Origin of the sequence: Mesorhizobium sp. Ca11, from assembly GCF_020165275.1 — a bacterium.
Classification (GTDB): domain Bacteria; phylum Pseudomonadota; class Alphaproteobacteria; order Rhizobiales; family Rhizobiaceae; genus Mesorhizobium.
In genome coordinates, this window is the sequence record NZ_JAIUHU010000003.1 from 1 (window position 1) to 21,943 (window position 21,943).

20 protein-coding genes and 1 pseudogene are annotated in these 21,943 nt (G+C 62.8%); 6 read left to right on the forward strand and 15 right to left on the reverse strand.

From position 1 onward, the window contains the following. Window positions 1-172 precede the first annotated feature (172 nt). The gene (gene carB / locus LB538_RS06350) at window positions 173-3,676 is read left to right on the forward strand and encodes a carbamoyl-phosphate synthase large subunit (protein ID WP_224531364.1); all 3,504 of its coding nucleotides are present in this window, start codon (window positions 173-175) and stop codon (window positions 3,674-3,676) included. Window positions 3,677-3,758: 82 nt separating this feature from the next. Here the strand turns inward: carB and LB538_RS06355 are convergent, their stop codons facing one another. From LB538_RS06355 to LB538_RS06395, 9 genes are all read right to left on the reverse strand, one after another. Then, complete coding sequence (locus LB538_RS06355) at window positions 3,759-5,339, reverse strand: anti-phage dCTP deaminase (RefSeq protein ID WP_224531361.1); 1,581 nt, start codon at window positions 5,337-5,339, stop codon at window positions 3,759-3,761. 312 nt (window positions 5,340-5,651) lie between these two features. Continuing rightward, window positions 5,652-6,044, reverse strand: a complete 393-nt coding sequence (locus LB538_RS06360; RefSeq protein ID WP_224531358.1) for a Rid family hydrolase — start codon at window positions 6,042-6,044, stop codon at window positions 5,652-5,654. 253 nt (window positions 6,045-6,297) lie between these two features. Continuing rightward, on the reverse strand, window positions 6,298-6,852 hold the full coding sequence (locus LB538_RS06365; RefSeq protein WP_224531355.1) for a DUF4142 domain-containing protein: 555 nt from the start codon (window positions 6,850-6,852) through the stop codon (window positions 6,298-6,300). A gap of 114 nt (window positions 6,853-6,966) precedes the next feature. Then, window positions 6,967-7,722, reverse strand: coding sequence for a DUF899 family protein (locus tag LB538_RS06370; RefSeq protein WP_224531352.1), 756 nt, complete (start codon window positions 7,720-7,722; stop codon window positions 6,967-6,969). A gap of 116 nt (window positions 7,723-7,838) precedes the next feature. Continuing rightward, window positions 7,839-8,663 (reverse strand): carbohydrate ABC transporter permease, encoded by an 825-nt coding sequence (locus LB538_RS06375; RefSeq protein WP_224531349.1) that lies wholly within the window; start codon window positions 8,661-8,663, stop codon window positions 7,839-7,841. A gap of 1 nt (window position 8,664) precedes the next feature. Continuing rightward, entirely contained in the window at window positions 8,665-9,579 is a 915-nt protein-coding gene (locus LB538_RS06380) for a carbohydrate ABC transporter permease (protein WP_224531346.1), read from the reverse strand. Window positions 9,580-9,602: 23 nt separating this feature from the next. Beyond that, window positions 9,603-10,859 carry an ABC transporter substrate-binding protein gene (locus LB538_RS06385; RefSeq protein WP_224531344.1) on the reverse strand — a complete coding sequence of 419 codons (1,257 nt, stop codon included), beginning with the start codon at window positions 10,857-10,859 and terminating at the stop codon, window positions 9,603-9,605. A gap of 424 nt (window positions 10,860-11,283) precedes the next feature. Then, window positions 11,284-11,781: a GNAT family N-acetyltransferase gene (locus LB538_RS06390; protein ID WP_224531341.1), complete on the reverse strand. Its 498-nt coding sequence runs from the start codon at window positions 11,779-11,781 to the stop codon at window positions 11,284-11,286. 35 nt (window positions 11,782-11,816) lie between these two features. Continuing rightward, window positions 11,817-12,806 (reverse strand): lytic transglycosylase domain-containing protein, encoded by a 990-nt coding sequence (locus LB538_RS06395; protein WP_224531338.1) that lies wholly within the window; start codon window positions 12,804-12,806, stop codon window positions 11,817-11,819. A 165-nt stretch (window positions 12,807-12,971) separates the two neighbouring features. Here LB538_RS06395 and LB538_RS06400 point away from each other — a divergent pair, with 165 nt between their 5' ends. After that, complete coding sequence (locus tag LB538_RS06400; protein WP_140629883.1) at window positions 12,972-13,541, forward strand: methylated-DNA--[protein]-cysteine S-methyltransferase; 570 nt, start codon at window positions 12,972-12,974, stop codon at window positions 13,539-13,541. An 11-nt stretch (window positions 13,542-13,552) separates the two neighbouring features. Here the strand turns inward: LB538_RS06400 and LB538_RS06405 are convergent, their stop codons facing one another. After that, window positions 13,553-13,879, reverse strand: a complete 327-nt coding sequence (locus tag LB538_RS06405; protein WP_140838556.1) for a hypothetical protein — start codon at window positions 13,877-13,879, stop codon at window positions 13,553-13,555. A gap of 278 nt (window positions 13,880-14,157) precedes the next feature. Between LB538_RS06405 and LB538_RS06410 the strand changes: the two genes are divergently transcribed. Then, window positions 14,158-14,370 carry a cold-shock protein gene (locus LB538_RS06410; RefSeq protein WP_027168154.1) on the forward strand — a complete coding sequence of 71 codons (213 nt, stop codon included), beginning with the start codon at window positions 14,158-14,160 and terminating at the stop codon, window positions 14,368-14,370. 450 nt (window positions 14,371-14,820) lie between these two features. Here LB538_RS06410 and LB538_RS06415 read toward each other — a convergent pair whose 3' ends face one another. From LB538_RS06415 to LB538_RS06425, 3 genes are all read right to left on the reverse strand, one after another. Beyond that, window positions 14,821-15,429: a glutathione S-transferase family protein gene (locus tag LB538_RS06415; protein WP_224531334.1), complete on the reverse strand. Its 609-nt coding sequence runs from the start codon at window positions 15,427-15,429 to the stop codon at window positions 14,821-14,823. Window positions 15,430-15,618: 189 nt separating this feature from the next. Further along, window positions 15,619-16,479: an EAL domain-containing protein gene (locus LB538_RS06420; protein WP_140838560.1), complete on the reverse strand. Its 861-nt coding sequence runs from the start codon at window positions 16,477-16,479 to the stop codon at window positions 15,619-15,621. Further along, a complete protein-coding gene (locus tag LB538_RS06425) occupies window positions 16,476-17,378 on the reverse strand; it encodes an EAL domain-containing protein (protein WP_224531331.1) in 903 nt (300 codons plus the stop codon). The genes LB538_RS06420 and LB538_RS06425 overlap by 4 nt, the downstream gene beginning before the upstream one ends. A 219-nt stretch (window positions 17,379-17,597) precedes the next feature. Here LB538_RS06425 and LB538_RS06430 point away from each other — a divergent pair, with 219 nt between their 5' ends. Beyond that, entirely contained in the window at window positions 17,598-18,800 is a 1,203-nt protein-coding gene (locus LB538_RS06430; RefSeq protein WP_140838564.1) for a pyridoxal phosphate-dependent aminotransferase, read from the forward strand. Between the two features lie 55 nt (window positions 18,801-18,855). Here LB538_RS06430 and LB538_RS06435 read toward each other — a convergent pair whose 3' ends face one another. Continuing rightward, complete coding sequence (locus tag LB538_RS06435) at window positions 18,856-19,251, reverse strand: cupin domain-containing protein (RefSeq protein WP_224531327.1); 396 nt, start codon at window positions 19,249-19,251, stop codon at window positions 18,856-18,858. 298 nt (window positions 19,252-19,549) lie between these two features. On the opposite strand from LB538_RS06435, the gene LB538_RS06440 reads away from it, so the two are divergent. After that, window positions 19,550-21,079, forward strand: coding sequence for a putative bifunctional diguanylate cyclase/phosphodiesterase (locus LB538_RS06440; RefSeq protein ID WP_224531325.1), 1,530 nt, complete (start codon window positions 19,550-19,552; stop codon window positions 21,077-21,079). 79 nt (window positions 21,080-21,158) lie between these two features. After that, window positions 21,159-21,317 (forward strand): annotated as a pseudogene (locus tag LB538_RS06445) (aspartate transaminase); the annotation flags it as partial. A gap of 9 nt (window positions 21,318-21,326) precedes the next feature. On the opposite strand, the gene LB538_RS06450 reads toward LB538_RS06445, so the two are convergent. Beyond that, entirely contained in the window at window positions 21,327-21,905 is a 579-nt protein-coding gene (locus LB538_RS06450; protein WP_224551624.1) for a methyltransferase family protein, read from the reverse strand. Between the last annotated feature and the right edge of the window lie 38 nt (window positions 21,906-21,943).

Genomic DNA, 21,943 nt, shown 5'->3' on the forward strand with positions numbered 1-21,943 from the left:
CCTACTCCCCTACTCCCCTACTCCCCTACTCCCCTCATTTTCGGGGTTACATCCGCCAAAACTCTTCCCTATAAGGCCCTCCTAGCCTGATACCAGAATCGCAAGCACAACCGGCCGGGTCCTTCCCGCCCGGTTTTTCGTGCAAGCTGCTCGCCGAACGGAACCCGTAGACATGCCAAGACGCACCGACATCAAGTCGATCCTGATCATCGGGGCCGGCCCCATCGTCATCGGCCAGGCTTGCGAGTTCGACTATTCCGGCACCCAGGCCTGCAAGGCGTTGAAGGAAGAGGGCTTCCGCGTCATCCTGGTCAACTCCAATCCGGCCACCATCATGACCGATCCGGAGCTGGCCGACGCCACCTATATCGAGCCGATCACGCCCGAAGTGGTGGCCAAGATCATCGCCAAGGAGCGCCCAGACGCGCTGCTGCCGACCATGGGCGGCCAGACCGCGCTCAACACGGCGCTGTCGCTGCGTCGCATGGGCGTGCTCGAGCGCTATCAAGTGGAGATGATCGGCGCCGACGCGGCAGCCATCGACAAGGCCGAGGACCGCGCGCTGTTCCGCGAGGCGATGAGCAAGATCGGGCTGGAGACGCCGAAGTCGATGCTGGCCAATGCCACCGACGTCAAGAACGCCGACCGCAAGACGCATGAGGCCGAGCGCGCCGCGCTGAAAGCCGAACATCCCGAAAACCTCGACGCCGCCCTCGATGCGCTGGAAACCCGCTGGAACCTCGGCGAAGGCGACCGCAAGCAGCGCTATATCAGCCACGCCATGGCCATCGCCGCCCAGGCGCTCGACCATGTCGGCCTGCCGGCTATCATCCGCCCCTCCTTCACCATGGGCGGCACCGGCGGCGGCATCGCCTACAACCGCGCCGAATTCTACGACATCGTCCAGTCGGGCCTCGACGCCTCGCCCACCACCGAGGTGCTGATCGAGGAGAGCGTGCTCGGCTGGAAGGAGTACGAGATGGAGGTCGTCCGCGACAAGGCGGACAATTGCATCATCATCTGCTCGATCGAGAACCTCGATCCGATGGGCGTGCATACCGGCGACAGCATCACCGTCGCGCCGGCGCTGACCTTGACCGACAAGGAATACCAGATGATGCGCAACGCCTCGATCGCGGTGCTGCGCGAGATCGGTGTCGAGACCGGCGGTTCCAACGTGCAGTTCGCCGTCAACCCGGCCGACGGCCGGCTGGTGGTCATCGAGATGAACCCGCGCGTCTCGCGCTCGTCGGCGCTTGCCTCAAAGGCCACCGGCTTCCCGATCGCCAAGGTCGCGGCCAAGCTTGCCGTCGGCTACACGCTGGACGAGCTGGAGAACGATATCACCGGCGGCGCAACGCCGGCCTCGTTCGAGCCCACCATCGATTACGTGGTGACGAAGATCCCGCGCTTCGCCTTCGAAAAATTCCCCGGCGCCGAGCCGGTGCTGACCACCGCCATGAAGTCGGTGGGCGAAGTGATGGCCATCGGCCGCACTTTTCAGGAATCACTGCAGAAGGCTTTGCGCGGACTGGAAACCGGTCTCACCGGATTGGACGAGATCGAGATTCCGGGCCTTGGCCACGGGAGCACCGCCGCAAGCCACGCCGACGACCGCAACGCGATCCGTGCAGCGCTCGGCACGCCGACGCCGGACCGGCTGCGCATGGTGGCGCAGGCGATCCGCATGGGCACCTCGCTGGAAGACGTGCACGCCATGTGCAAGATCGACCCGTGGTTCCTCGAACAGATCGCCGGCATTATCGCCATGGAGGAACGCGTCCGCGAGCACGGCCTGCCGCAGGATGCCGTCAATCTGCGCATGCTGAAGGCGATGGGTTTTTCCGACGCCCGCCTCGCCTCGCTGACGAAGACCGACGCGGAAGCGATTCAGAAGGCTCGAGAAAAGCTCGACGTTCATCCGGTCTACAAGCGCATCGACACCTGCGCGGCCGAATTCGCCTCGCCGACCGCCTATATGTACTCGACCTATGAAGTGCCCTTCGTCGGCGAGCCCGCCAACGAGGCGCGCGTCTCGTCGCGCAAGAAGGTCGTCATCCTCGGCGGCGGCCCGAACCGCATCGGCCAGGGCATCGAGTTCGACTATTGCTGCTGCCATGCCGCCTTCGCGCTGCGCGACGCCGGCTATGAAGCGATCATGGTCAACTGCAACCCGGAGACGGTCTCGACCGACTACGACACCTCCGACCGGCTCTATTTCGATCCGCTGACGGCGGAAGACGTGCTGGAAATCCTGCGCGCCGAGCAGGCCTCCGGCGAGCTCGTCGGCGTCATCGTCCAGTTCGGCGGCCAGACGCCGCTGAAGCTGGCCGACGCGCTGGAGAAGGCCGGCATCCCGATCCTCGGCACCTCGCCCGACATGATCGACCTGGCGGAGGATCGCGACCGCTTCCAGAAGCTCTTGCACAAGCTGAACCTCAGCCAGCCGAAGAACGGCATCGCCTATTCGGTCGAGCAGGCGCGCCTCGTCGCCGGCGAGCTCGGCTTCCCGCTGGTGGTGCGCCCGTCCTATGTGCTCGGCGGCCGCGCCATGCAGATCATTCATGACGAAGGCATGCTGCAGACCTATCTGCTCGACACCGTCCCAGGCCTGGTGCCGGAGGACATCAAGCAGAAATACCCCAACGACAAGACCGGCCAGATCAACACGCTGCTGGGCAAGAACCCGCTTCTGTTCGACACCTATCTCTCCGGCGCCATCGAAGTCGATGTCGATTGCCTGTGCGACGGCAAGGATACCTTCGTCTCCGGCATCCTGGAGCATATCGAGGAAGCCGGCATCCATTCGGGCGACTCGGCCTGCTCGCTGCCGGTGCACTCGCTGCCGTCGGACCTCGTCGACGAGCTGGAGCGCCAGACGGCGGCCTTGGCCCGCGCGCTTAATGTCGGCGGCCTGATGAACGTGCAATATGCGATCAAGGACGGCACGGTCTATGTGCTGGAGGTGAACCCCCGCGCCTCGCGCACCGTGCCCTTCGTCGCCAAGACCATCGGGCGTCCGATCGCCAAGATCGCCGCCCGCATCATGGCCGGCGAGACGCTGGAAAACGCCTTCGCCCATTACGGCGCCATGCCCGACGCGCGCAACCCTGGCCACATCGCGGTCAAGGAAGCCGTCTTCCCCTTCGCCCGTTTCCCCGGCGTCGACATCCTGCTCGGCCCGGAAATGCGCTCGACCGGCGAGGTCATGGGCCTCGACCGCGACTTTGCGCTGGCCTTCGCCAAGAGCCAGTTAGGAGCGGGTGTCGACCTGCCACGCTCCGGCACGCTGTTCGTCTCCGTGCGCGACGAGGACAAGAAGGGCATCCTGCCGGCCGTCAAGCGCCTCGCCGGCCAGGGTTTTAAAGTGCTCGCCACGTCCGGCACCGCCCGCTTCCTCGCCGAGAACGGCGTGACGGCCGAAAAGATCAACAAGGTGCTCGAAGGCCGCCCCCACATCGAGGACGCCATCCGCAACCGCCAGGTCCAGATCGTCTTCAACACCACCGACGGCCAAAAGGCGGTGTCGGATTCGAAGTCGCTGCGCAGGGCGACGCTGATGCAGAAGGTGCCGTATTACACGACGCTGTCGGGAGCTGCGGCCGTGGCGGAAGCGATTGCTGCGCTAAGGGCGGGGAATTTGGAGGTGCGGCCGCTGCAGGAGTATTTTGCTTAGAAGAGCAGCTGACCTTGTGGAAGGGACTCCGGTACAGGTGCGCTGTCGGCCAGCCTTGTGAGTGCAGCGGAGGAATTGCCAATCAGTGGCCTATTTCAGCTTTGGTCTCCTGCTGATTTTCTAATTCGATGCCCAGCTCTTGCACCACTTTTTCAAGTGTTGAAAAAATTCCAGATTCCTCATTCCAGATATAGGAGGGCCCCTTATCCTCAAGCCGTGGCTTTGCACTATCCTCGTACCATTCCGAGAGCTGACCGCCGCCACCTCGCCGAGATGTCTTTTCAAAGATATCTCTATATCTCCTGGGAGATATTCCCACGAAATGCTCAAAAATAACTCTCTTTTCCTGACCGTCGTCTAGTGAGACGGAATCTTCATGCAATGAGAGCGCTTTACTCTTTGGGTATGGTTCAATAAATACAACTCTTCGAATTCCCGATGCGATAATGTGCTTAGCACAGTTATGACATGGAAATGTCGTAACGAATATTGTAGCTCCGGCGGTGGCTCTACCCAATCGAGCAGCATCGCATAGAGCCGTCATTTCAGCGTGCGTCATCCTGCCGAACTCCGTTATGTCCGAAATTGCAGCATCTTTGATGCGCTTACGGACATTCTCGTCTGAGTAAATCGTTGCAGCGGATGCTCCGTCCCTCAAAACCTGAGCGCCTTCGAGCGTGCGGAGAAAGTCAAAAATAATACGATTCTTCTCGGTGCGGTTGGCATCAATCCCGTCATCAAAATCTCGGTGGGGATCATCGTCTTCGGTCCAATAAGTCCCACCCCCGAACTTTGGAACCTCATTGCAACCAAGTGATATTACTTCGCCTCGCGTTGAAAATATCGCCGCACCAATTTGGCGAGAAAGGTCGATAGATCGAAGCGAGGCCGAGGCCGCCATATAAGCACCGTACTCATCCTTTGTCGGGCTTATCGAGTTTTTTCCGAAGAACGCAGATATGAAGCGGTCAGTCGTTCGTGAAATACTGTCCTCGTTTCGTCCGCTAATGAAGGCATCCCCCATGTGAAAGACTTCCTCAATACGTTGACCATGAATGTCTGAGCGCTCGCTCATGTCGGTCTCAACAAGGCTTTCAGCGTAATCCGCGCATTGCTTTGGCGTTAAATTTGCATTGTTAAGCGCTATATCACGCTCAAGATTTTTCTTTCGATCTTTCTCGCTTAGATGGACAGATATTTGAATAAATTTCCGTCCATAAACTTTTCTAAGCAGTAGAATTTCTTCGGCTCTTTTCAATTGTCGAAGAATGTAGGCTGCGCGCTCGACGGGGCGCTTTGCGGCATCAGGCGATGGATCAACTTCTCTCCAATGGGCTTCACGACGATTTCGTATCTCATCGATCGCGAGCGCAGCGAGAGCGGCATCATTTTCACATTTCTTCCGGACCGCATTTGCGTATCGAATTTTTGATTCGTATTTTGCGACTGGGTTCGAACCGTCGTCGATCTCGATCCCATCGATCGCAATTTGGGACATCAAATCGGTCAATCGAATTGACTGTGGATTGTAACCAACTGAGACGAGCGCCTCGCGCAGTTTCTGTTCTACGATGCGCATGTTCACGCCGATTGGGCCGACCAGCCCAAAAACGAGTTCGGGCCAATCCGTTGACTCACTTAGCGCGTTGTCATTCGATGTCATGAGTTCCCCCCGGAACCGGACATTTAACTTGTCCGTTGAAACGAAAAGATTCATTAATAGGAATCACGGAGGAATCAACCGATGGCTCAAAATCAGCGAGGGGAAACTGTGACAAACACAAATGTTAAACAGCACTCCAGCCAGCTTCAAAGAAATCTGAGTCAGGTAGCTAAATCTCTAAGCGCGAGGCCACAAGAGCTACGTGGACCATTCGCCGTGCGATCGCAGTCGATGTCTTTGAAGGCGGCCTCGGGGAACGATAAAAAATAGGGATATTAGTTGCACTCCCGCGAAACGGTTGCGTCTAAAAGCTCACCCCACCGCCACGCACTCAATCTCGATATCGAACTCCATCGGCCATGAGGCCACCGGCACAAAGCTCCGCGCCGGCGGGTTTACGCTGAAATACCGCGCATACACCCTGTTTATTGCATTGTAGAAGCCGGAATTGACGGCGTAGATGCGCACCATCACCACCTTGTCCAGCGAGGTGCCGGCCGCTTCCAGACAGTGTTTCAGCGCCTTCAGCGACGCCTCCGTCTGGGTCTCGATGTCGCCGCGCACCATCTCGCCCGTCACCATGTCGACCGGCGGCGTCGCCGAGATGAACACGAAGCCGTTGGCCCGCACCGCCGTCGAGCACGGCAGGCCGAGCGCGCGCACCTTTGCCGACATCACGGGTACTTCGATGATTTCCTTGTCCATAGCGGTCCTCCCTTTGTTGGGCGCGAGCTTGTCGCGGCAGCGAGGGAACGCCAGGTCTTCCCTTCCCCCTTGTGGGGGAAGGTGGATCGGCGCGCAGCGCCGAGACGGATGAGGGGTGTTCCAGCCTGGCAAAACGGCTCGTCCAACCGTGACCGCATGGCTTATTGCCAGCGTCTCACCCCGCTGGAGCACCCCTCATCCGGCCGCTGCGCGGCCACCTTCTCCCACAGGGGGAGAAGGCAAGTGCGCCCCCTCACTGATGCGCGACCGCGAGTTCCTTCACGTGCTTCTCGTGCATCTTCAGCACCGGCAGCGTCTTCTTGGCGAATTCCTTCATCGCCGGGTCGTCGCCTGAATTGGCATAGGTGGAAAACAGCGCCACCGCATCCTTATGCGCGTCGGCCTGCATCTTGATGTATTTGGCGTCGAATTCCTTGCCGCTCGCGGCCTTCAAATCGTCGAGCAGCTGCTGCTCCTTCGGCTGCAGCGCCGGGCCGGCCGGCTTGATCGATGCCGTAGTCTGGCCCTGGCTCAGCGCCGTCTTGAAATCCTCGGCCGCCTTGCTGTGATCCTTGACCATCTGAGCGGCGAAGGCCTTGACGTCGGCCGACGCCGACTTCTCTTGCGCCAGCTTGCTCGACTCGATTTCGAACATGTTGGCATTCGGCACCGTCGTGACGAAGGTCTGGGTGTCGACCTTGTTCTCGGTCACCATCGGTCCCACGGCGTCTGAATTGTCCGACTGGGCGAACGCGGCGGGCGCGCCGGCAAGAAGCGCGACGGCGACCAGGGGCAGCAGCGTTTTCATCTCGATCTCCGATCCGAAACAGCCCCTCCGCCTTCCCCAACGCGGCACCGGCCCCAGGGTTGCCTAAGAGGTTGCCTCGAAAGGAAGCGCGCGGGCCGGGCGCCCGCATCGCCATCAGTGGCAGTGCGCGCCGGCGGCATGCCCGGCATATTGCAGCTGCTCGTGCCAGTTCGGCCGCCCTTCGGGCGTGAAATCCATCAGGTTCCACAGGATCTCGCAGGTGCCGATGCCGCGCGGGTCCTGTCCCGGATCCGATGGCGCGAAGTCTAGCTCCGACGACCAGAAATGCCGGATGCCGTCACCATCGCGGTGGAACACCGAAAGCAGCGGTATCTGCGCGCCCTCAGCCGTTTCGGAGTTGTAGTCGCGCTTGAAAGCGTTGCCGGCCGACGAGACGAGCCGCATGTTTTTCCAGCCGCGGTCGCGGCCGAGCGCTAGCAGATTGTCGAGCGCGGTCTTCGCCACCACGGCAAAGTTGAAGCCCGCCGCTTCGAGATGGCCGATCGCGCCGTCGAACTGGTCGAGCAGGGCCGTGCAGGAGGGGCATGGCTGGTCCTGCCGGGCAAGCTTCGCCGTCTCGCCGCCTTTCGCCACCTCGCGCGTCTCCTGCGGATGGCGCGGGAACATCATCTGATAAAGGATCAGCGTATCCTTGCCCGGCGCGAACAGGTCCGACAGCTTGACTTTCGCCGGCTGGCCCTGGTCGTCCAGGGCATCGAACACATAGTCCTGCGGCGCCAAACCGCCCGGCGGCAAAGCGCGCCTTGCCTCCGCCACCGCTTCCATGGCGCGGCGCAGCTCGATTTCCTTGCGCAGCAATTTTTCGCGCGCGGTGCGATATTTGGCGGATTCATTGGGAAAGGTGATCATGATCGTCTCCTGGCGCCGGCGTCCCGGCGCGGGTTGCTCTACGATCCAAGGACGGCCCGCCGCGACCCGATCCGACATTTCGGCACACGCTTTCCGGTCACTTTCTCGCGCCGCATCTAGCCTTTGACGCCGCCAGCCGTGAGACCCGAGACAATCCTGCGCTGGAAGACGAGCACCAGCACCACCAGCGGCACGGTGACGATCACCGAGGCGGCCATGATGTTGCCCCACGGAATCTCGAACTGCGAGTTGCCTGACAGAAGCGCGATCGCCACCGGCACGGTGCGCTGCGTGTTGGTGGAGGTGAAGGTGAGCGCGAACAGGAACTCGTTCCAGGCGCTGATGAAGGCAAGCAGCCCGGTGGTGGCGAGCGCCGGCCACATCAGCGGCAGGAAGATGCGCGTGAGGATGGTCCATGGTCCGGCGCCGTCCAGGATCGCCGCTTCCTCGATCTCGATTGGCAGGTCGCGCACGAAAGTGGTGAGCACCCAGACCGTGAACGGCAGGGTGAAGATCATGTAGGACAGGATGAGCGCCAGTAGCGAATTGTAGAGATGCAGCGCCCGGATGATCTCGAACAGCCCGGCAAGTGCCGCGACCTGCGGAAACATCGACACCGACAGGATGGCCAGCATCAGCGCCGAGCGCCCGCGGAAACGAATGCGCGCCAGCGCATACGCCGCGGTGACGCCGAGCAGCAGCGAGATCGCGACGACCGCGCCCGAGACGATCAGCGAATTGACGAGATTGCGCAGGAAGGGACCTTCGGTCAGCACGTTGCGGTAATTGGCAAGGCTGAACGATTGCGGCCACAGGCCCGCCTGGAACAGCTCTGTTCCCGATTTCAGGCTGGTGACGATGGCGTAGTAGAACGGAAACACCGCGACGAAGACGATCGCCAGGAGCAGCAGGTAGAAGCCGGCGCGCTTCAGCATTTTCATGTCAGCGCCCTCCCTCGAAACTCAGCCGGCCGATGCGGATATAGGCGATGGTGAGCAGGCCGATGATCAGGAAAAGCAGCGTCGAGGCGGCCGAGCCATAGGCGAACTTGTCGAACTCGAACAGGTTCTCGCGCGCGAAGATCGACATCGACTTGGTCTGCACATTGTTCGGCGTCAGCACATAGATCAGGTCGAAGATGCGCAGCGCGTCGAGCGCGCGGAAGATCACCGCCACCATCACCGCCGGCCGGATCAGCGGCAAGGTCACCCGCCAGAAGATCTGCCACGGGTTCGCGCCGTCGAGCCTCGCCACCTCGAGGATCTCGCGCGGCAGCATCTGCAGGGCCGCCAGGATCAGCAGCGCCATGAATGGTGTCGTCTTCCAGATATCGACGATCAGCACGGCGATCATCGCGGTATCGGCATTGGCGGTCCAGGCGATCTTGGCGTCGATCAGGCCGAGATTGAGAAGCGCGACATTGATGATGCCGAACTGGTCGTTCAGCATCCACTGCCACATCTTGGCCGAGACGATGGTCGGGATCGCCCAGGGAATGAGGATCGCGGCCCGCACGATGCCGCGTCCCGGGAATTCGGTGTTGAGCGCAAGCGCCACGATCATGCCCAGCACCGTCTCGCAGGCCACCGACACCACGGCGAAGCGCACCGTGTTCCACACCGCGCGCCACCAGACCGGATCGACGAGCAACCCGTCATAGAGCAGGCGGCCGCTCGGCAGGCGCAGCACCGAAAAGTAGTTGTCGAAGCCCACCCATTGCCGCGCGTCGAGGTCCGCCAGCGAAGCATCGGTGAAACCGTAATAGACCGTGCGCAGGAACGGCCAGCCGGCGACGGCGGCGAGCACGAGAAGCATCGGCGCGAGGAACAGCCAGGCCGTGCGCACGCGTCGGCGCATCAGCGGCGATCGCCTTGCCGCGCTCACCAGCCCTTGCCTTTCAGCCTGGTCAGCCTCGCGCCGAGATCGGCCAAATTGTCGGCGGCGGCGCCCTGGCCGGAGATCGTGTCGTGCACGGCAGTCCAGAACTGGCTGGATGCCTCGTTGTACTTGATCCTGGCGGTTGCCGACGGCCTTGGCTGCGCGTTGAGAAAAATCCCTTTCCAGCGCGGCACGATCGGCTGCTGCCGGGCGATGTCGGGGTCGTCATAGAGGGCCGGGATGGTCGGCAAGTTGGACGTTCTCAGCGTTCGGTATTTCTGCATCTCGCGCGACGCGATGAACTTGACCAGCTCGATCGCCTCGTCTGGATGTTTCGAATATCTGGACACCGCAAGGTTCCAACCGCCCAGCGTGGCGACCGGCCGCCCGCCTTCGCCGGCCGGCAGCGGCGCCACGTCGAACTTGCCCTTGATCGGCGAATTCTCGCTGTTGCCGAGCGCATAGGCATAGGGCCAGTTGCGCATGAAGACGGCATTGCCGGTCTGCCAGACGCCGCGCGTTTCTTCCTCCTGATAGGCGAGCACGCCCGGCGGCGCGATCGTGCCGATCCAGCCCTTGACCATGTCGAGCGCCGCGGCCGCCTTTGGATTGTCGATGGAGATTTCACCGTCCGGCTCGATGATCCGACCGCCGCCATTCGACATCACCCATTCGAGCGCATTGCAGGTCAGCCCCTCATAGGCGTTGCCCTGGAAGACGAAGCCCCAGATGTCCTTGTTGCCGGCCGCCCGCTCCTTGTTCATCACGAGCTTCGCGGTATCGGCGAGCTCCTTCCAGGTGGTCGGAACCTTGGCGCCATATTTGTCGAGCAGATCCTTGCGGTAATAGAGCGCCGGCGCGTCGGTGAAGATCGGCAGCGCGACCAGCCTGCCGTTGACCGTCTGCGATTGGATGATTGACGGGAAATGCTCACCCACTACATCCCTTGTCGCCTCGGTCAGGTCGACCAGCTGGCTGGCAAGCTGCGGGGCCCAGATCACGTCGGTCTGGTAGACGTCGATATCGCTGCTGCCGGCGGCGAGCCAGAGCCGGTACTGGCCGAACTGGTCGGTGGTCGAGGGCGGAATGACGACGATATCGACCTTGTTGCCGCTCTTCTTCTCGTAACGATCGAGTATCTCGCGCAGCACCTTGATGCCGTTGCCGGTATCGCCCGACACGATCGACAGTTCCACGGCTCGCGCTTGAACAGCGCCCAGCAGCATGCCGGCGGCCAGGAATGCTGAAGCGAGCTTCACGGGATTGCGGACCTCCCTGCGCGACCGGCGACGCACAGGTCGCAGTTCATCAAGGCCCCTGCGTTGAATGCGCGACGCCGCTTAGGGTTCCCGCGTTGTGCGTGGCCGACCGGGCCAGCAGGTCGGTGAAGCCGATCCCGGTTGGCTCGACCGCGTCGGCGGCCCGTTCCGTCCGCCTCGCTTCACGCAAAGCGGACGGGCTCCGAAACCCCCGCCCCGGAGCCCGCCTGGGAGTGGCTGACGCATGCCGGCACAGCCTCCTCCGACGCCTTGCCCGCGTCGATCCGCCGATCGGCCGCCCGGCACGACGACGAATTAGCATGCCCTAACGTCAGCCTATGTGAAGGAGTTCACAATGTCCGGGCGCAGGCGATTGCAACGCCGCGCCGGGAGCCTCCCGATCCGGGCCGCCGCGCTTTGCGCGTCAGCCTTCCCAGTCGACCGGGATCATGCCGAGCCGCTCGTAGAGCCTGAAGGCCGCGGTGTTCTTCACAATATTGGTCTTGAGATCGACATGGGTCGCCCCGCGCTCGCGAAAGGTCAGGAACACCTGCCGCATCAGCGCCTCGCCGAGGCCCTGCCGTCTCGATTCCGGATGGACGGCGAGGTCCTTGACGAAACCGGACGTCCAGCAGAGCGCCGCGCCCGCCAGCAGGCCCTTGCCGTCGATCGCCAGGAAACAGAGGCTGGGGTCGAGCTCCGTATCGCCGGCAATGCGCGGCCACCACTCGTCGAACGGCCCGTCGGTGCCGTCGTCGAACACCTCTTCCAGCAGCGCGTGCAAAGCATGTGCATCACGGTGCTCGAACGCGCGCATGACGAAACCCTGCGGCCAGTGCGGCGCGGTGAGCGTGTCGTCGAGCAGCTTGCGCAGGCGGATGTCGTTGGCAGCCGGCCGGCAGGGAATTGTGTTTTCATGCATGGCGCTGTCTCGAAACGCCGCGCGGAACCGTCCGCTCAGGCGTCGGGTGGCAGGCGGTGCCGCTTGCGGTCGGAGCCAAGCCCCGTCGCCTCGAGCAGGCCCTTGCGCTTGGCGTCGTAGTAGTAACCGGTCTGGTAGAGCGTGTCGGCCCGCTTGGCGTTGCCGCCCGAAACCAGCCAGGCGCCGCGCAGATATTTCACCGCGTATTTGAGGTTGGTCTCGGCGTCGAACAGGCCGGCCGCCGGCCCGTCATAGCCCATGCCGCGCGCCGTCGCGTGCTTGATCTGCATCAGCCCCCAATGGCCATGATTGTAGGCTTTCGGATTGAAGGTGCTCTCGCGGTTGACGACATGGCGCACCAGCTCGACCGGCACTTCATAGATCGCCGAATATTTCTCGATCAGCCGCTCGATCTCGCCGCGCGGGCCGCTGGCGTGCTGCTCGGGCTGGCCGGGTGCCGCCAGCAGCGCCGGGTTGTCCGGCGCCACATAAGCAACCTGTTGGACGCCCGGCATCGGGGCGACTTTCGCCGACTGGCCGGTGACCGGCATGGCCATGCCCGCGGTAGTATAGACCGCCGCTCGGCTGATGGATCCTGGGCCGGTCGGCGAGCCGCCGGCCGTCAGCACCGGCGGCGGCGGAAACTGGCCGGCTATCGGCGTCGCTCCGGCGAAAGCCGCAGGCTGAGCCAGCGCCGCGGCGGGCGCGCCGGGCTGGACAGGCGGCGGCAACAGCGCGCTTTGCGTCGCGGGCGCGCTTTGCGTCGCGGGCGCGCCTGGCGTGGTCGCCATGGCGACGGCATCGCCAGCCAGCGCCGCGGTCTGCACCTGCGCGAGACCCGAAGGTTCCGGCAGCACGGCCACCGTTTCGGGCAGCGCGAGCGTCGGCGTATCGTCCGCGACGGCCGGCGTCGAGGCTTCCGCAAGCGCGGGCGCGGCCTTCATCTGCGAGGTCGAGGTACAGCCGCTGAGACCAGCAGCGGCTACGAGCACGCTGAGCGCGGTGAATATGATTTTAGCTGGCAAGCCGTGCGGGTCCGGTTTGTCGGTTGTTAAGGAGTCCTTACACCAGCGATTCACACCCGGCAATCGGGGCCACCCGGCGGTTTTCGGGTGGCGACAACAGGGCCGAAGTGCCATATTGTTCTGGATATGTACTCGTTTTTCGCTGTTTTGCCGAAGGAATACGCCATGAAACCCACATCCCAGATCACGGCCGGCCACGCTGTGTTAGAAACAGTGATCGGCTTCATGGGCATTGCCTGGAGCGAGAAGGGCCTGATCCGGCTTTGCCTGCCGGAGCGCAGCCGCGAAGCGGTCGAGCGCCGGCTGCTTCGCCACCCCGGCGTCTCAGCCTCGACAGACCAGCCGTCCTGGGTGGTCGATCTGATCGCCTCGATCAAGGCCTATGCCGCCGGCGAGGACGTCGACTTCTCGAGCGTGCCGGTCGATCTCGACGGCGTCGACGATTTCCGCCTCGCCATCTACGACGCGGCTCGCAAGCTCGGCTTCGGCGAGACCACCACCTATGGCGAACTGGCCAAGCGCGCCGGCCATGCGGGCCTTCCGCGCGAAACGGGCGCGGCGCTAGGCGCCAATCCGGTGCCGCTGGTCATTCCGTGCCATCGCATCCTGGCGGCCGGCGGCAAGATCGGCGGCTTCTCCGCGCCCGGCGGCTCGGCCACCAAGGAAAGGATGCTGGCCATGGAAGGCGTTCGCGTCGGCCCGCCGCCGGCGGCGCAGGCCTCGTTCGGTTTCTAAGGCGCCGCGTATCAGTCCTGCAGGAACCGGCGGCGGAAACGCCGCTCGAAATCCGGACGCTTGCAGACATAGACCATGCAGGACCTGGTGTCGGCGCTCGGCACATAGGCACGTGCCCTCACTTCGCCCGCGTTGCAGAAGCGCTCGTCGCGCACATAGCGGTCATAGAGCGGCAGCCCCGGCACGCGCGTCGACTGGTAGCGCAGGATGACGGCGCCCTGTCTGGCGATCGTCGCCTGCACCCGGTCGCAGCTCATGCGCGTCGGATCATAGCGCGTCACCGCCTGCGCTTCCGCGGCCAGCAGCAGGAAGCAGGCGGCAAGCAGAATGGCTTTCATGACTTCTCTCCTCGGAAGGGCAAGCATCCCATCCCCTCACAACGCGGCACCGCTGTCAAAACTTCCATGCTTGTATTCCGCTCGATCCGGGATGCGGGGCAGCGTCCAGGCAACCCGTCTTGTTTTCTTGCTCAAACTATCCTATATCCGCAGCATTGAATTTGGCCGATCGATCGGGCCGCGATCTTCGCGTTTGCTGACGTCTATCTCCAAAATTTCGATACCGCCGGCCGGACGTTGGTCCGGTCAAACAAAAGCAAATGTGAAGGGCATTCTATATGGCAACTGGTACGGTCAAGTGGTTCAACGCCACCAAGGGCTACGGCTTCATCCAGCCTGACAATGGCGGCGCGGACGTTTTCGTCCACATCTCCGCTGTCGAGCGCGCTGGCATGACGAGCCTGGCCGAAGGCCAGAAAATCAACTTCGAGATCGAGCAGGACCGCCGCACCGGCAAGTCCGCTGCTGGGTCTCTTAGCAAGGCAGCCTGATTTGGCTTAAGCATTTTGCGGCAGGCTTTACGGCCAGCGGCGCAAAATGCGACTAAGTAAGGCGCGCACCGGGCGAAGGTTCGGGGCGCGCGGCAAGTCACGGATGTACTGACGGTCGCGCGAGAAGCGCGCCGGAGCGAAAAGACCCGACAAGCTGGAACAGCAGATAGCTGCCAGCCCGGACCAGACGCTCCCGATCAGGCTACCGGCAGAGGAAGGCGGGCATTGCCCGCCTTTTTTGTTGCCTGGATTTTGGCGAGTTGCCTCCTTCTCCCCGTTCACGGGAGAAGTGCCCGGCAGGGCGATGAGGGGCAGCGCCAACGTCTCAGGACTGTCATTTTGGCTGACTTAGTAAGGCCGGCGCAGCCCCTCATCTGGCTGCCGCCATCTTCTCCCCGTGAACGGGAGAAGGAAGCTGTCCCCAGCCTTTCGCCGATCGCCGGCGCTGCCTTAAGGCACCCACTCGATCGGCACATGCCCCTTATCCGCCTCGACGCGCTTCAACCAGGCGGCGACCGCCGGATAGGCGTCGAGCTGGAAGCCGCCCATCCCGGCGGTGTGGGTATAGGCGTATAAGGCGATGTCCGCGACGCTGTAGGCGTTGCCGGCGAAGAATTCGTTCCGCTCCAGATGCTGGTTCATCACGCCGAGCGCCTTGTTGCCTCGCTCCAGCGTCTGCGCCAATCGTTCAGGCGTGGCGTCCTTCGCCCGTTCCGGAAAAGTCAAAAGCGCCTTGCGCACCGCGATATAGGGCTCATGGCTGTATTGCTCGAAGAACAGCCATTGGTAAGCCAGCGCGCGTTCATACTTGTCAGCCGGCAGGAAGCGCGTGCCTTCGGCAAGATAGAGCAGGATGGCGTTGCTCTCGGCGATACGCCTGCCGTCGTCGAGCTCGAGCATCGGCACCATCGCGTTCGGATTCTTGGCGACGTAGTCTGGTTTGCGTGTCTCGCCGGTATGCGAGCTCACCTCGACCCGGGTGAAAGGAATGCCGAGCTTGGCCATCAACAGCCGCGGCTTATAGCAATTGCCACTGTCGGCCATGTCGTAAAGGATCATCGCACATACCTCGCGCGTCGCCTGAAGCTCATTTCAGCACGGCTCTAACGCGCCCAGGCGAGACCATCCAGTGATTTGTTTTCAAGAAGAACCATCAGCGGCGCTGATATTTTTTTTCTCTGCATCAGCGATGCTGATGCGTCTTTTGGATCGAGCATCAGCGATGCTGATGCGTCTTTGGATCGAGCATCAGCGATGCTGATGCAGGGGCACGACCTTGTTGCCGGCGTCGATGAGAGCGTCGATGGAAAGCGGTTCTTCCTTGAAGACCGTGCCGGCGAGCGCCGGGCGGGCGAGATGGAAGCCTTGCAGCAGGTCGACGCCGCCCTCGAGCGCGACGCGCAAGTGCTGTGCATTCTCGATGCCCTCGACCAGCACTTTGGCGCCGCGCTCATGCAGCATTGCCACCAACGGCCGGAAGAAGCGTTCGGCGGCGGCATGGCGGCAGAGCTCGCCAAACCAGGCGCCGTCGATCTTAACGATGTCGGGTGCGAGCAGATCGATTCGCGCTTCGGTCGAATGCCCCGTACCGAAATCGTCGATGGCGATGCGGATGCCGTCGCGCCGCATTTCGCGCACCAGGCTGGCAAGAACCTGGTCATCGGCTGCCTGTTCGGTGATCTCGCAGACCAGCAGGCTGGGCTCGAGCTCCAGATCGCCGAGATGCCTGGTCATCAGCCGGATCTCGGCGAGCGCCCGTCCGAGATGGTCGTTGATGGTCGGATTATAGTTGAAGAACAGCGTCAATCCCTCGACGCCGATGTTGCGGTAATTGCCGAGATGCAGCATCCGGCACATCGTTTCGACAAACAGAAGGTCGGACGCGGGAATGCTGCCGAAGAAGACCGAAGCGGCTACCGGCTGCGCGACGCGGCGCGGCTCGATCAGCCCCTCGACGGCGACGGCTCTGAGCACCCTGCCCTCCGGCGCGAAGATCGGCTGATAGGCGCTCCACAGCCGGTACTCGCCATAGACGCCGAACTGGAGGCCGATCTCGTCGGCGAAGATCGCCTCGGCGACGTTGCGCCGCCTGTCTGATTGTCCGCTCATGGCGCGACCTTGCGCCCGAACACCCTTGCCGGCCGTCCGTGCAGCGTTGGGGCCGCCGGGCTTGCGGCGGCCTGTGCCTTGCTGTCTTCGCTCGAAGGCTGCTGCGCGCCCTTGCCGAAGACGCGAAAGCTGGTGGGGGCAAATTCCGGCCGGGCAAGCACGTAGCCCTGCACCATGGAGGCGCCGGACCTCTCGGCGAGCTCCAACTGCCAGCCTTCCTCAATACCTTCGAAGACGGTGCGGATGCCCTGGTTCTCGAAACTTTGCACCATCGCCGTCAGCAAGGCGAAGCCGGCGCCGGACTCCATCAGATGGGTGATCCAATTCGCATCGAATTTGACGATGTCTGGCTTGAGTTCCTTGATCCGATTGATGTCGGAATCATCGGCGCCATAGTCGTCCACCGCGATACTGAAGCCATTGGCCCTCAGCGCCTCGACGAAGCCGTAGAGCGCTTCCTGCGAAGCCGATTTCTGCTCGGTGACCTCGCAGACGATGCGGCGCGGATCGATGCCGGCTTCGTGCAGCACCAGCCGCATGTCGCGCAGGGCCTTGTCGGCGATGTGACGATCGGTGAAGACCGACGGGTCGAAATTGACGAAGATAGAGGCCTCGTGCGGCAGGCAGGCGCCGGCGTTCAGAAGATGCAGCGTGCGCGTCAGCGCCTCGATATGCAGCCGGTCGGCCGCCGGGCAGGTGCCGAAAAATGTCCCCGGCGACTGCGGCTCGCCATCGCGGAACGGCCGGATCAGCCCTTCGAAAGCGACGACCGAGAGCTTGCCCTGCTTGAAGGCGAAAATCGGCTGGAACGCGCTCTGCAACGTATAGATGCCCCAGACACCGGTCGAGGTGCCGTCATCATGACGGATGATGTGGGCGAGCCCGATGCTGCGCGACAAGGTTTCTCGCTCCGCGAATAGTCGCAATCCGATCTGCGATCCTGCCAGCCAAGGGTTTACCGGCCGTTGATGAATTTAGCGTTGCCGCTCACACAGGCTGACTTGGGTCACGCCTCCTTGACCTCTGGCTCATCGCACAATGCTTGCGCTCCGCGCCATGATGCGACATGAGAAGCGCCGCGGCCGCTCCTGGCCGCTTTTCCTAGGAGACATTTCGTCATGGCCTTTCTCGCCGACGCCCTTTCCCGCGTTAAGCCTTCCGCGACCATCGCGGTGACGCAGAAAGCGCGCGAGCTGAAAAATGCCGGCCGTGACGTGATCGGCCTCGGCGCCGGCGAGCCGGACTTCGATACGCCCGACAACATCAAGAACGCGGCGATCGAGGCGATCCGCCGCGGCGAGACCAAATATCCGCCGGTTTCCGGCATCGTGCCGTTGCGCGAGGCGATCGCGAAAAAATTCAAGCGGGAGAACAATCTCGACTACCGGCCGGAGCAGACCATCGTCGGCACCGGCGGCAAGCAGATCCTGTTCAACGCCTTCATGGCGACGCTGAACCCGGGCGACGAGGTCGTCATCCCGCGCCCCTACTGGGTGAGCTATCCCGAAATGGTGGCGATCTGCGGCGGCACCTCGGTGTTCGCCGACACCTCGATCGACAACGGCTTCAAGCTCACGCCGCAAGTGCTGGAAAAGGCGATCACGCCGAAGACCAAATGGCTGCTGATGAACTCGCCGTCGAACCCGTCGGGCGCCGCCTACACGGAGGCCGAGCTGCGGGCGCTGGCCGACGTGCTGCTCAAGCATCCGCATGTCTGGACCTTGACCGACGACATGTATGAGCACCTGACCTATGGCGATTTCGTCTTCAAGACCATCGCCGAGGTCGAGCCGAACCTCTATGAGCGCACGCTGACCATGAACGGCGTGTCGAAAGCCTACGCCATGACCGGCTGGCGCATCGGCTACGCCGCCGGCCCGGTGCCGCTGATCAAGGCGATGGACATGATCCAGGGCCAGCAGACCTCGGGCGCCTGCACCATCGCGCAATGGGCTTCGGTCGAGGCGCTCAACGGGCCGCAGGATTTCATCGCCAGGAACAAGGCGATCTTCCAGGGCCGGCGCGACCTCGTGGTCTCGATGCTCAACCAGGCGCGGGGCATCTCCTGCCCGTCGCCGGAAGGCGCCTTCTATGTCTATCCGTCCTGCGCCCAGCTGATCGGCAAGAAGACCAAGACGGGCAAGGTGATCGACAATGACGAGGCCTTCTGCTCCGAACTGCTGGAGGCCGAAGGTGTCGCGGTGGTGTTCGGCTCGGCCTTCGGCCTCGGACCGAACTTCCGCATTTCCTACGCCACGTCGGACGCCTTGCTGGAAGAAGCCTGCACGCGCATCCAGCGCTTCACCGCGTCGCTGACCTGATCGGCCAGCCGGCAAGAAGAACCCGGCGCCGCGCCGGGTTTTTCTTGGACGCCGATCAGCCGCCATATTGCTCCTCGGAAACCTGCTCCAGCCAGTCGGCGTGGACGCCGTCCAGCGCCTCCTGCATGGCGATGTGTGTCATGGCGGTTTTCCGGCCGGCGCCATGCCAGTGTTTTTCGCCCGGCGCGAAGGAAACGACATCCCCTGCCCTGATCTCCTGCACGGGGCCGCCCCAGCTTTGCGCCAGGCCGGCGCCGGCGGTGACATAGAGTGTCTGTCCAAGCGGATGCGTGTGCCAATGGGTGCGCGCGCCGGGCTCGAAGCTGACCAGCGTCGCCCTGAGCCGCGCCGGCGCCTCTTTCTCGATGATCGGCGTCTGCAGCACCCGCCCGGTGAAATATGTCTCCGGCGCGATGATCGTCGGCACGCTGCCGCACGCAATGAGCTTCATCGTTCAGATCCTCTCGAACAAAGCGCCCCGCGCGGCGTCTCACGCGGTAGTTTCACCTCGTCGGGAGACCGTTGCAACTGGCTTTGAGCCGTTACCGGGCGGCAACCTCGATTTCTCATTCGCGCAGCGGGCGGATTGCAGCATTAGAATGTCAGAGAACCGTCACAAATAGTTGCTTTTTAACCATAAAATCGCGATCTCCACTCAGAAGCAAAGGAATAGATCCAGGCAGCGGCCAAGCTCAGCGTTTCTTAACGGCTGAGGTCCTAGCCATGTCGCGTGCTGTGGGGGCGCGGACATGAGTATCTTGGCGACAATCAAAGATCACAGCGGCCGTATCTATCGCGGCATCCAGGCGTTGCTCGTGATGAGCATCGCCACCACCGGGCTTGCGGCTTTCGCGCTGACGGAGAACGCCTCCCGCGCCGGCGCGCTCGCGGTGTCGGTGACTTCGACCTTATTGGCGCTTCTGGTGTTGATGTATATGCGCTCGAACGTCGTCCAGCGCCTGCAATCGGCGGCGGACGCCGAGGCCGAGAAGCATCGCTTCCTCACTGTCGATGCCATGACAGGCGCCATGACCCGGCGCTACTTCATCGAAGCGTTGGGCGATTGGCTGAGCGGCTCGCGCAATCGCCGCCAGGCAAGCGTGCTTTTGATCGACCTCGATCATTTCAAGCAGCTCAACGATACATTCGGCCATCAGTTCGGCGATCTGGCGCTGGCGCATCTGATCGCGGAAGCGCAGCGCATCTTCGAGGACGGCGTCATCGGCCGGCTCGGCGGCGACGAGTTCGGCATCATGGTTCCGCATGGCGACGTCGCCAGTATCGGCAAGGACGCGCGCCGGCTGCTGCATGCGATGCGGGCCGGCAAGAGACATGAAGGCAAGATCATTCCCCTGTCGATCTCGGTGGGCGTCGCGCTCGCGCCGTTGCACGCTTCGAATGGCACTGAATTGATGCTGCTGGCCGATCTCGCGCTCTACGAGAGCAAGGCGGGCGGCCGCGGCCGCGTCACCGTTTTCGACGAGGAGATGCTGTCTGACAAACGCTATCGCCGGCTGGTGGAACGCGAGCTGCGCGCCGCAATCTATCTCGGCGAATTGGAACTGCACTACCAGCCGATCGTCGATCCCGACGGCTCGGTCGACGCACTGGAAGGATTGATCCGCTGGCGTCATCCCGTGCGCAGCTTGATCTCGCCGTCGGAATTCATCCCGATCGCCGAGCGTTCGACGCTGATCGACATGATCGGCGAATGGGTCTTCAAGCGGGCCTGCGCCGATATCGGGCATTTTCCCGGACGGCGCATCTCGATCAACGTCTCCGGCGAGCAGCTGAAGCGCGACGAGATCGTGACGATGTGCGACCGGGTCCTGCGCGAGACCGGCCGGTCCGCGTCGCAGTTCATCATCGAGATCACCGAGACGGTGGCGACGGCCGCGACGCCCGAGGTTCTCAGGCGCCTCGAGGCACTGCGCGGCCTCGGCTTCCACATCGCCCTCGACGACTTCGGCACCGGCCATTGCGGCTTCAACTACCTGAAGTCGCTGCCCATCGACAGCGTCAAGATCGATCGCTCCTATATCCGCAGCCTCGCCCACGACCAGGTGGCGCAGATCTTCGTGTCTGCGCTTGCGCAGATCGCCCGCATCCAGGACATCGCCATCGTCGCGGAAGGCGTCGAAACCGCGGAGGAATTCGCGCTTGCCCGGACGGCCGGCTGCAGCCGCTTCCAGGGCTATTTCTTCGGCAGGCCGGCGCCGCGCGACAAGGCAAGCGCGTTATGTGCCGCCGCCCGCGAACCGCTCGCCCTCACAGCCTGACAAGCAAAAATGGCGGCCTGCTGAACCCAAGCCGGCGAACGTCCTATTTTTCTTGCCCTCCCGACAAACCCGCGTGACGATGGCTTTGGGAAGAGGTGAAACCCTGAAAAATGCCGGTCGTGACGCGATCGGCCTCGGCGCCGGCGAGCCGGACTTCGATACGCCCGACAACATCAAGAACGCGGCGATCGAGGCGATCCGCCGCGGCGAGACGAAATACCCGCCGGTCTCCGGCATCACTTGTCGGCTACCACCCCAGCCGCGGCCAGAACAGGCCGGCTCGACCGCGATAGGCCTGGTAATCGCCCGCCAATGGCGTCCGCGAAAATTTCTTTTCTTCGCCCAGCGCCGCAACCACATAGAGGACGGCGATCCCGGCGACCGGCACCACCGCCCAGATCGACCAGGTCGCGATCCCCCATCCAATCCAGAAGATGATGTATGACGAGTAGAAAGGGTGGCGGATGTAGCGATAGGGGCCACCGGTCAGCAAGCTGTGCGGATTGTCGGGCGCGAAGGCGAAGTGCAGCCGCGCCTTCCGCGAGGTGACGATCGCCCACCAGAAGAGGGCAGAGCTTGCCAGTTCGACGGCGAGCCCGGCGAGCTTTGCCGGAACCGGCTGCGATTGGATCCACAGGATGGCGAGAAAGAAAAAAGTCGTAGCAATCACCGCTGCCGAAATCACCATGGCGCCTGGAAACATGGCCTGCAATTGGAAATGCGCCCGCATCGACCAGACATATTGGCCAATGGTCGCGATGCTGCAAATCGAGACAAGAAGATCGAGGAGTGGTTCCATCGTAGGGGTTTCCGCCGGTGCTGCCATCCAGCCGGTAGCCACGCCGGCCGCTTATTTCCAGGAAC

Coding starts and splice junctions, on each gene's coding strand:
- carB (WP_224531364.1), top strand. CDS start 173: ATGCCAAGACGCACCGACATCAAGTCGATCCTGATCATCGGGGCCGGC.
- LB538_RS06355 (WP_224531361.1), bottom strand. CDS start 5,339: ATGACATCGAATGACAACGCGCTAAGTGAGTCAACGGATTGGCCCGAA.
- LB538_RS06360 (WP_224531358.1), bottom strand. CDS start 6,044: ATGGACAAGGAAATCATCGAAGTACCCGTGATGTCGGCAAAGGTGCGC.
- LB538_RS06365 (WP_224531355.1), bottom strand. CDS start 6,852: ATGAAAACGCTGCTGCCCCTGGTCGCCGTCGCGCTTCTTGCCGGCGCG.
- LB538_RS06370 (WP_224531352.1), bottom strand. CDS start 7,722: ATGATCACCTTTCCCAATGAATCCGCCAAATATCGCACCGCGCGCGAA.
- LB538_RS06375 (WP_224531349.1), bottom strand. CDS start 8,663: ATGAAAATGCTGAAGCGCGCCGGCTTCTACCTGCTGCTCCTGGCGATC.
- LB538_RS06380 (WP_224531346.1), bottom strand. CDS start 9,579: ATGCGCCGACGCGTGCGCACGGCCTGGCTGTTCCTCGCGCCGATGCTT.
- LB538_RS06390 (WP_224531341.1), bottom strand. CDS start 11,781: ATGCATGAAAACACAATTCCCTGCCGGCCGGCTGCCAACGACATCCGC.
- LB538_RS06400 (WP_140629883.1), top strand. CDS start 12,972: ATGAAACCCACATCCCAGATCACGGCCGGCCACGCTGTGTTAGAAACA.
- LB538_RS06405 (WP_140838556.1), bottom strand. CDS start 13,879: ATGAAAGCCATTCTGCTTGCCGCCTGCTTCCTGCTGCTGGCCGCGGAA.
- LB538_RS06410 (WP_027168154.1), top strand. CDS start 14,158: ATGGCAACTGGTACGGTCAAGTGGTTCAACGCCACCAAGGGCTACGGC.
- LB538_RS06415 (WP_224531334.1), bottom strand. CDS start 15,429: ATGATCCTTTACGACATGGCCGACAGTGGCAATTGCTATAAGCCGCGG.
- LB538_RS06420 (WP_140838560.1), bottom strand. CDS start 16,479: ATGAGCGGACAATCAGACAGGCGGCGCAACGTCGCCGAGGCGATCTTC.
- LB538_RS06430 (WP_140838564.1), top strand. CDS start 17,598: ATGGCCTTTCTCGCCGACGCCCTTTCCCGCGTTAAGCCTTCCGCGACC.
- LB538_RS06435 (WP_224531327.1), bottom strand. CDS start 19,251: ATGAAGCTCATTGCGTGCGGCAGCGTGCCGACGATCATCGCGCCGGAG.
- LB538_RS06440 (WP_224531325.1), top strand. CDS start 19,550: ATGAGTATCTTGGCGACAATCAAAGATCACAGCGGCCGTATCTATCGC.
- LB538_RS06450 (WP_224551624.1), bottom strand. CDS start 21,905: ATGGCAGCACCGGCGGAAACCCCTACGATGGAACCACTCCTCGATCTT.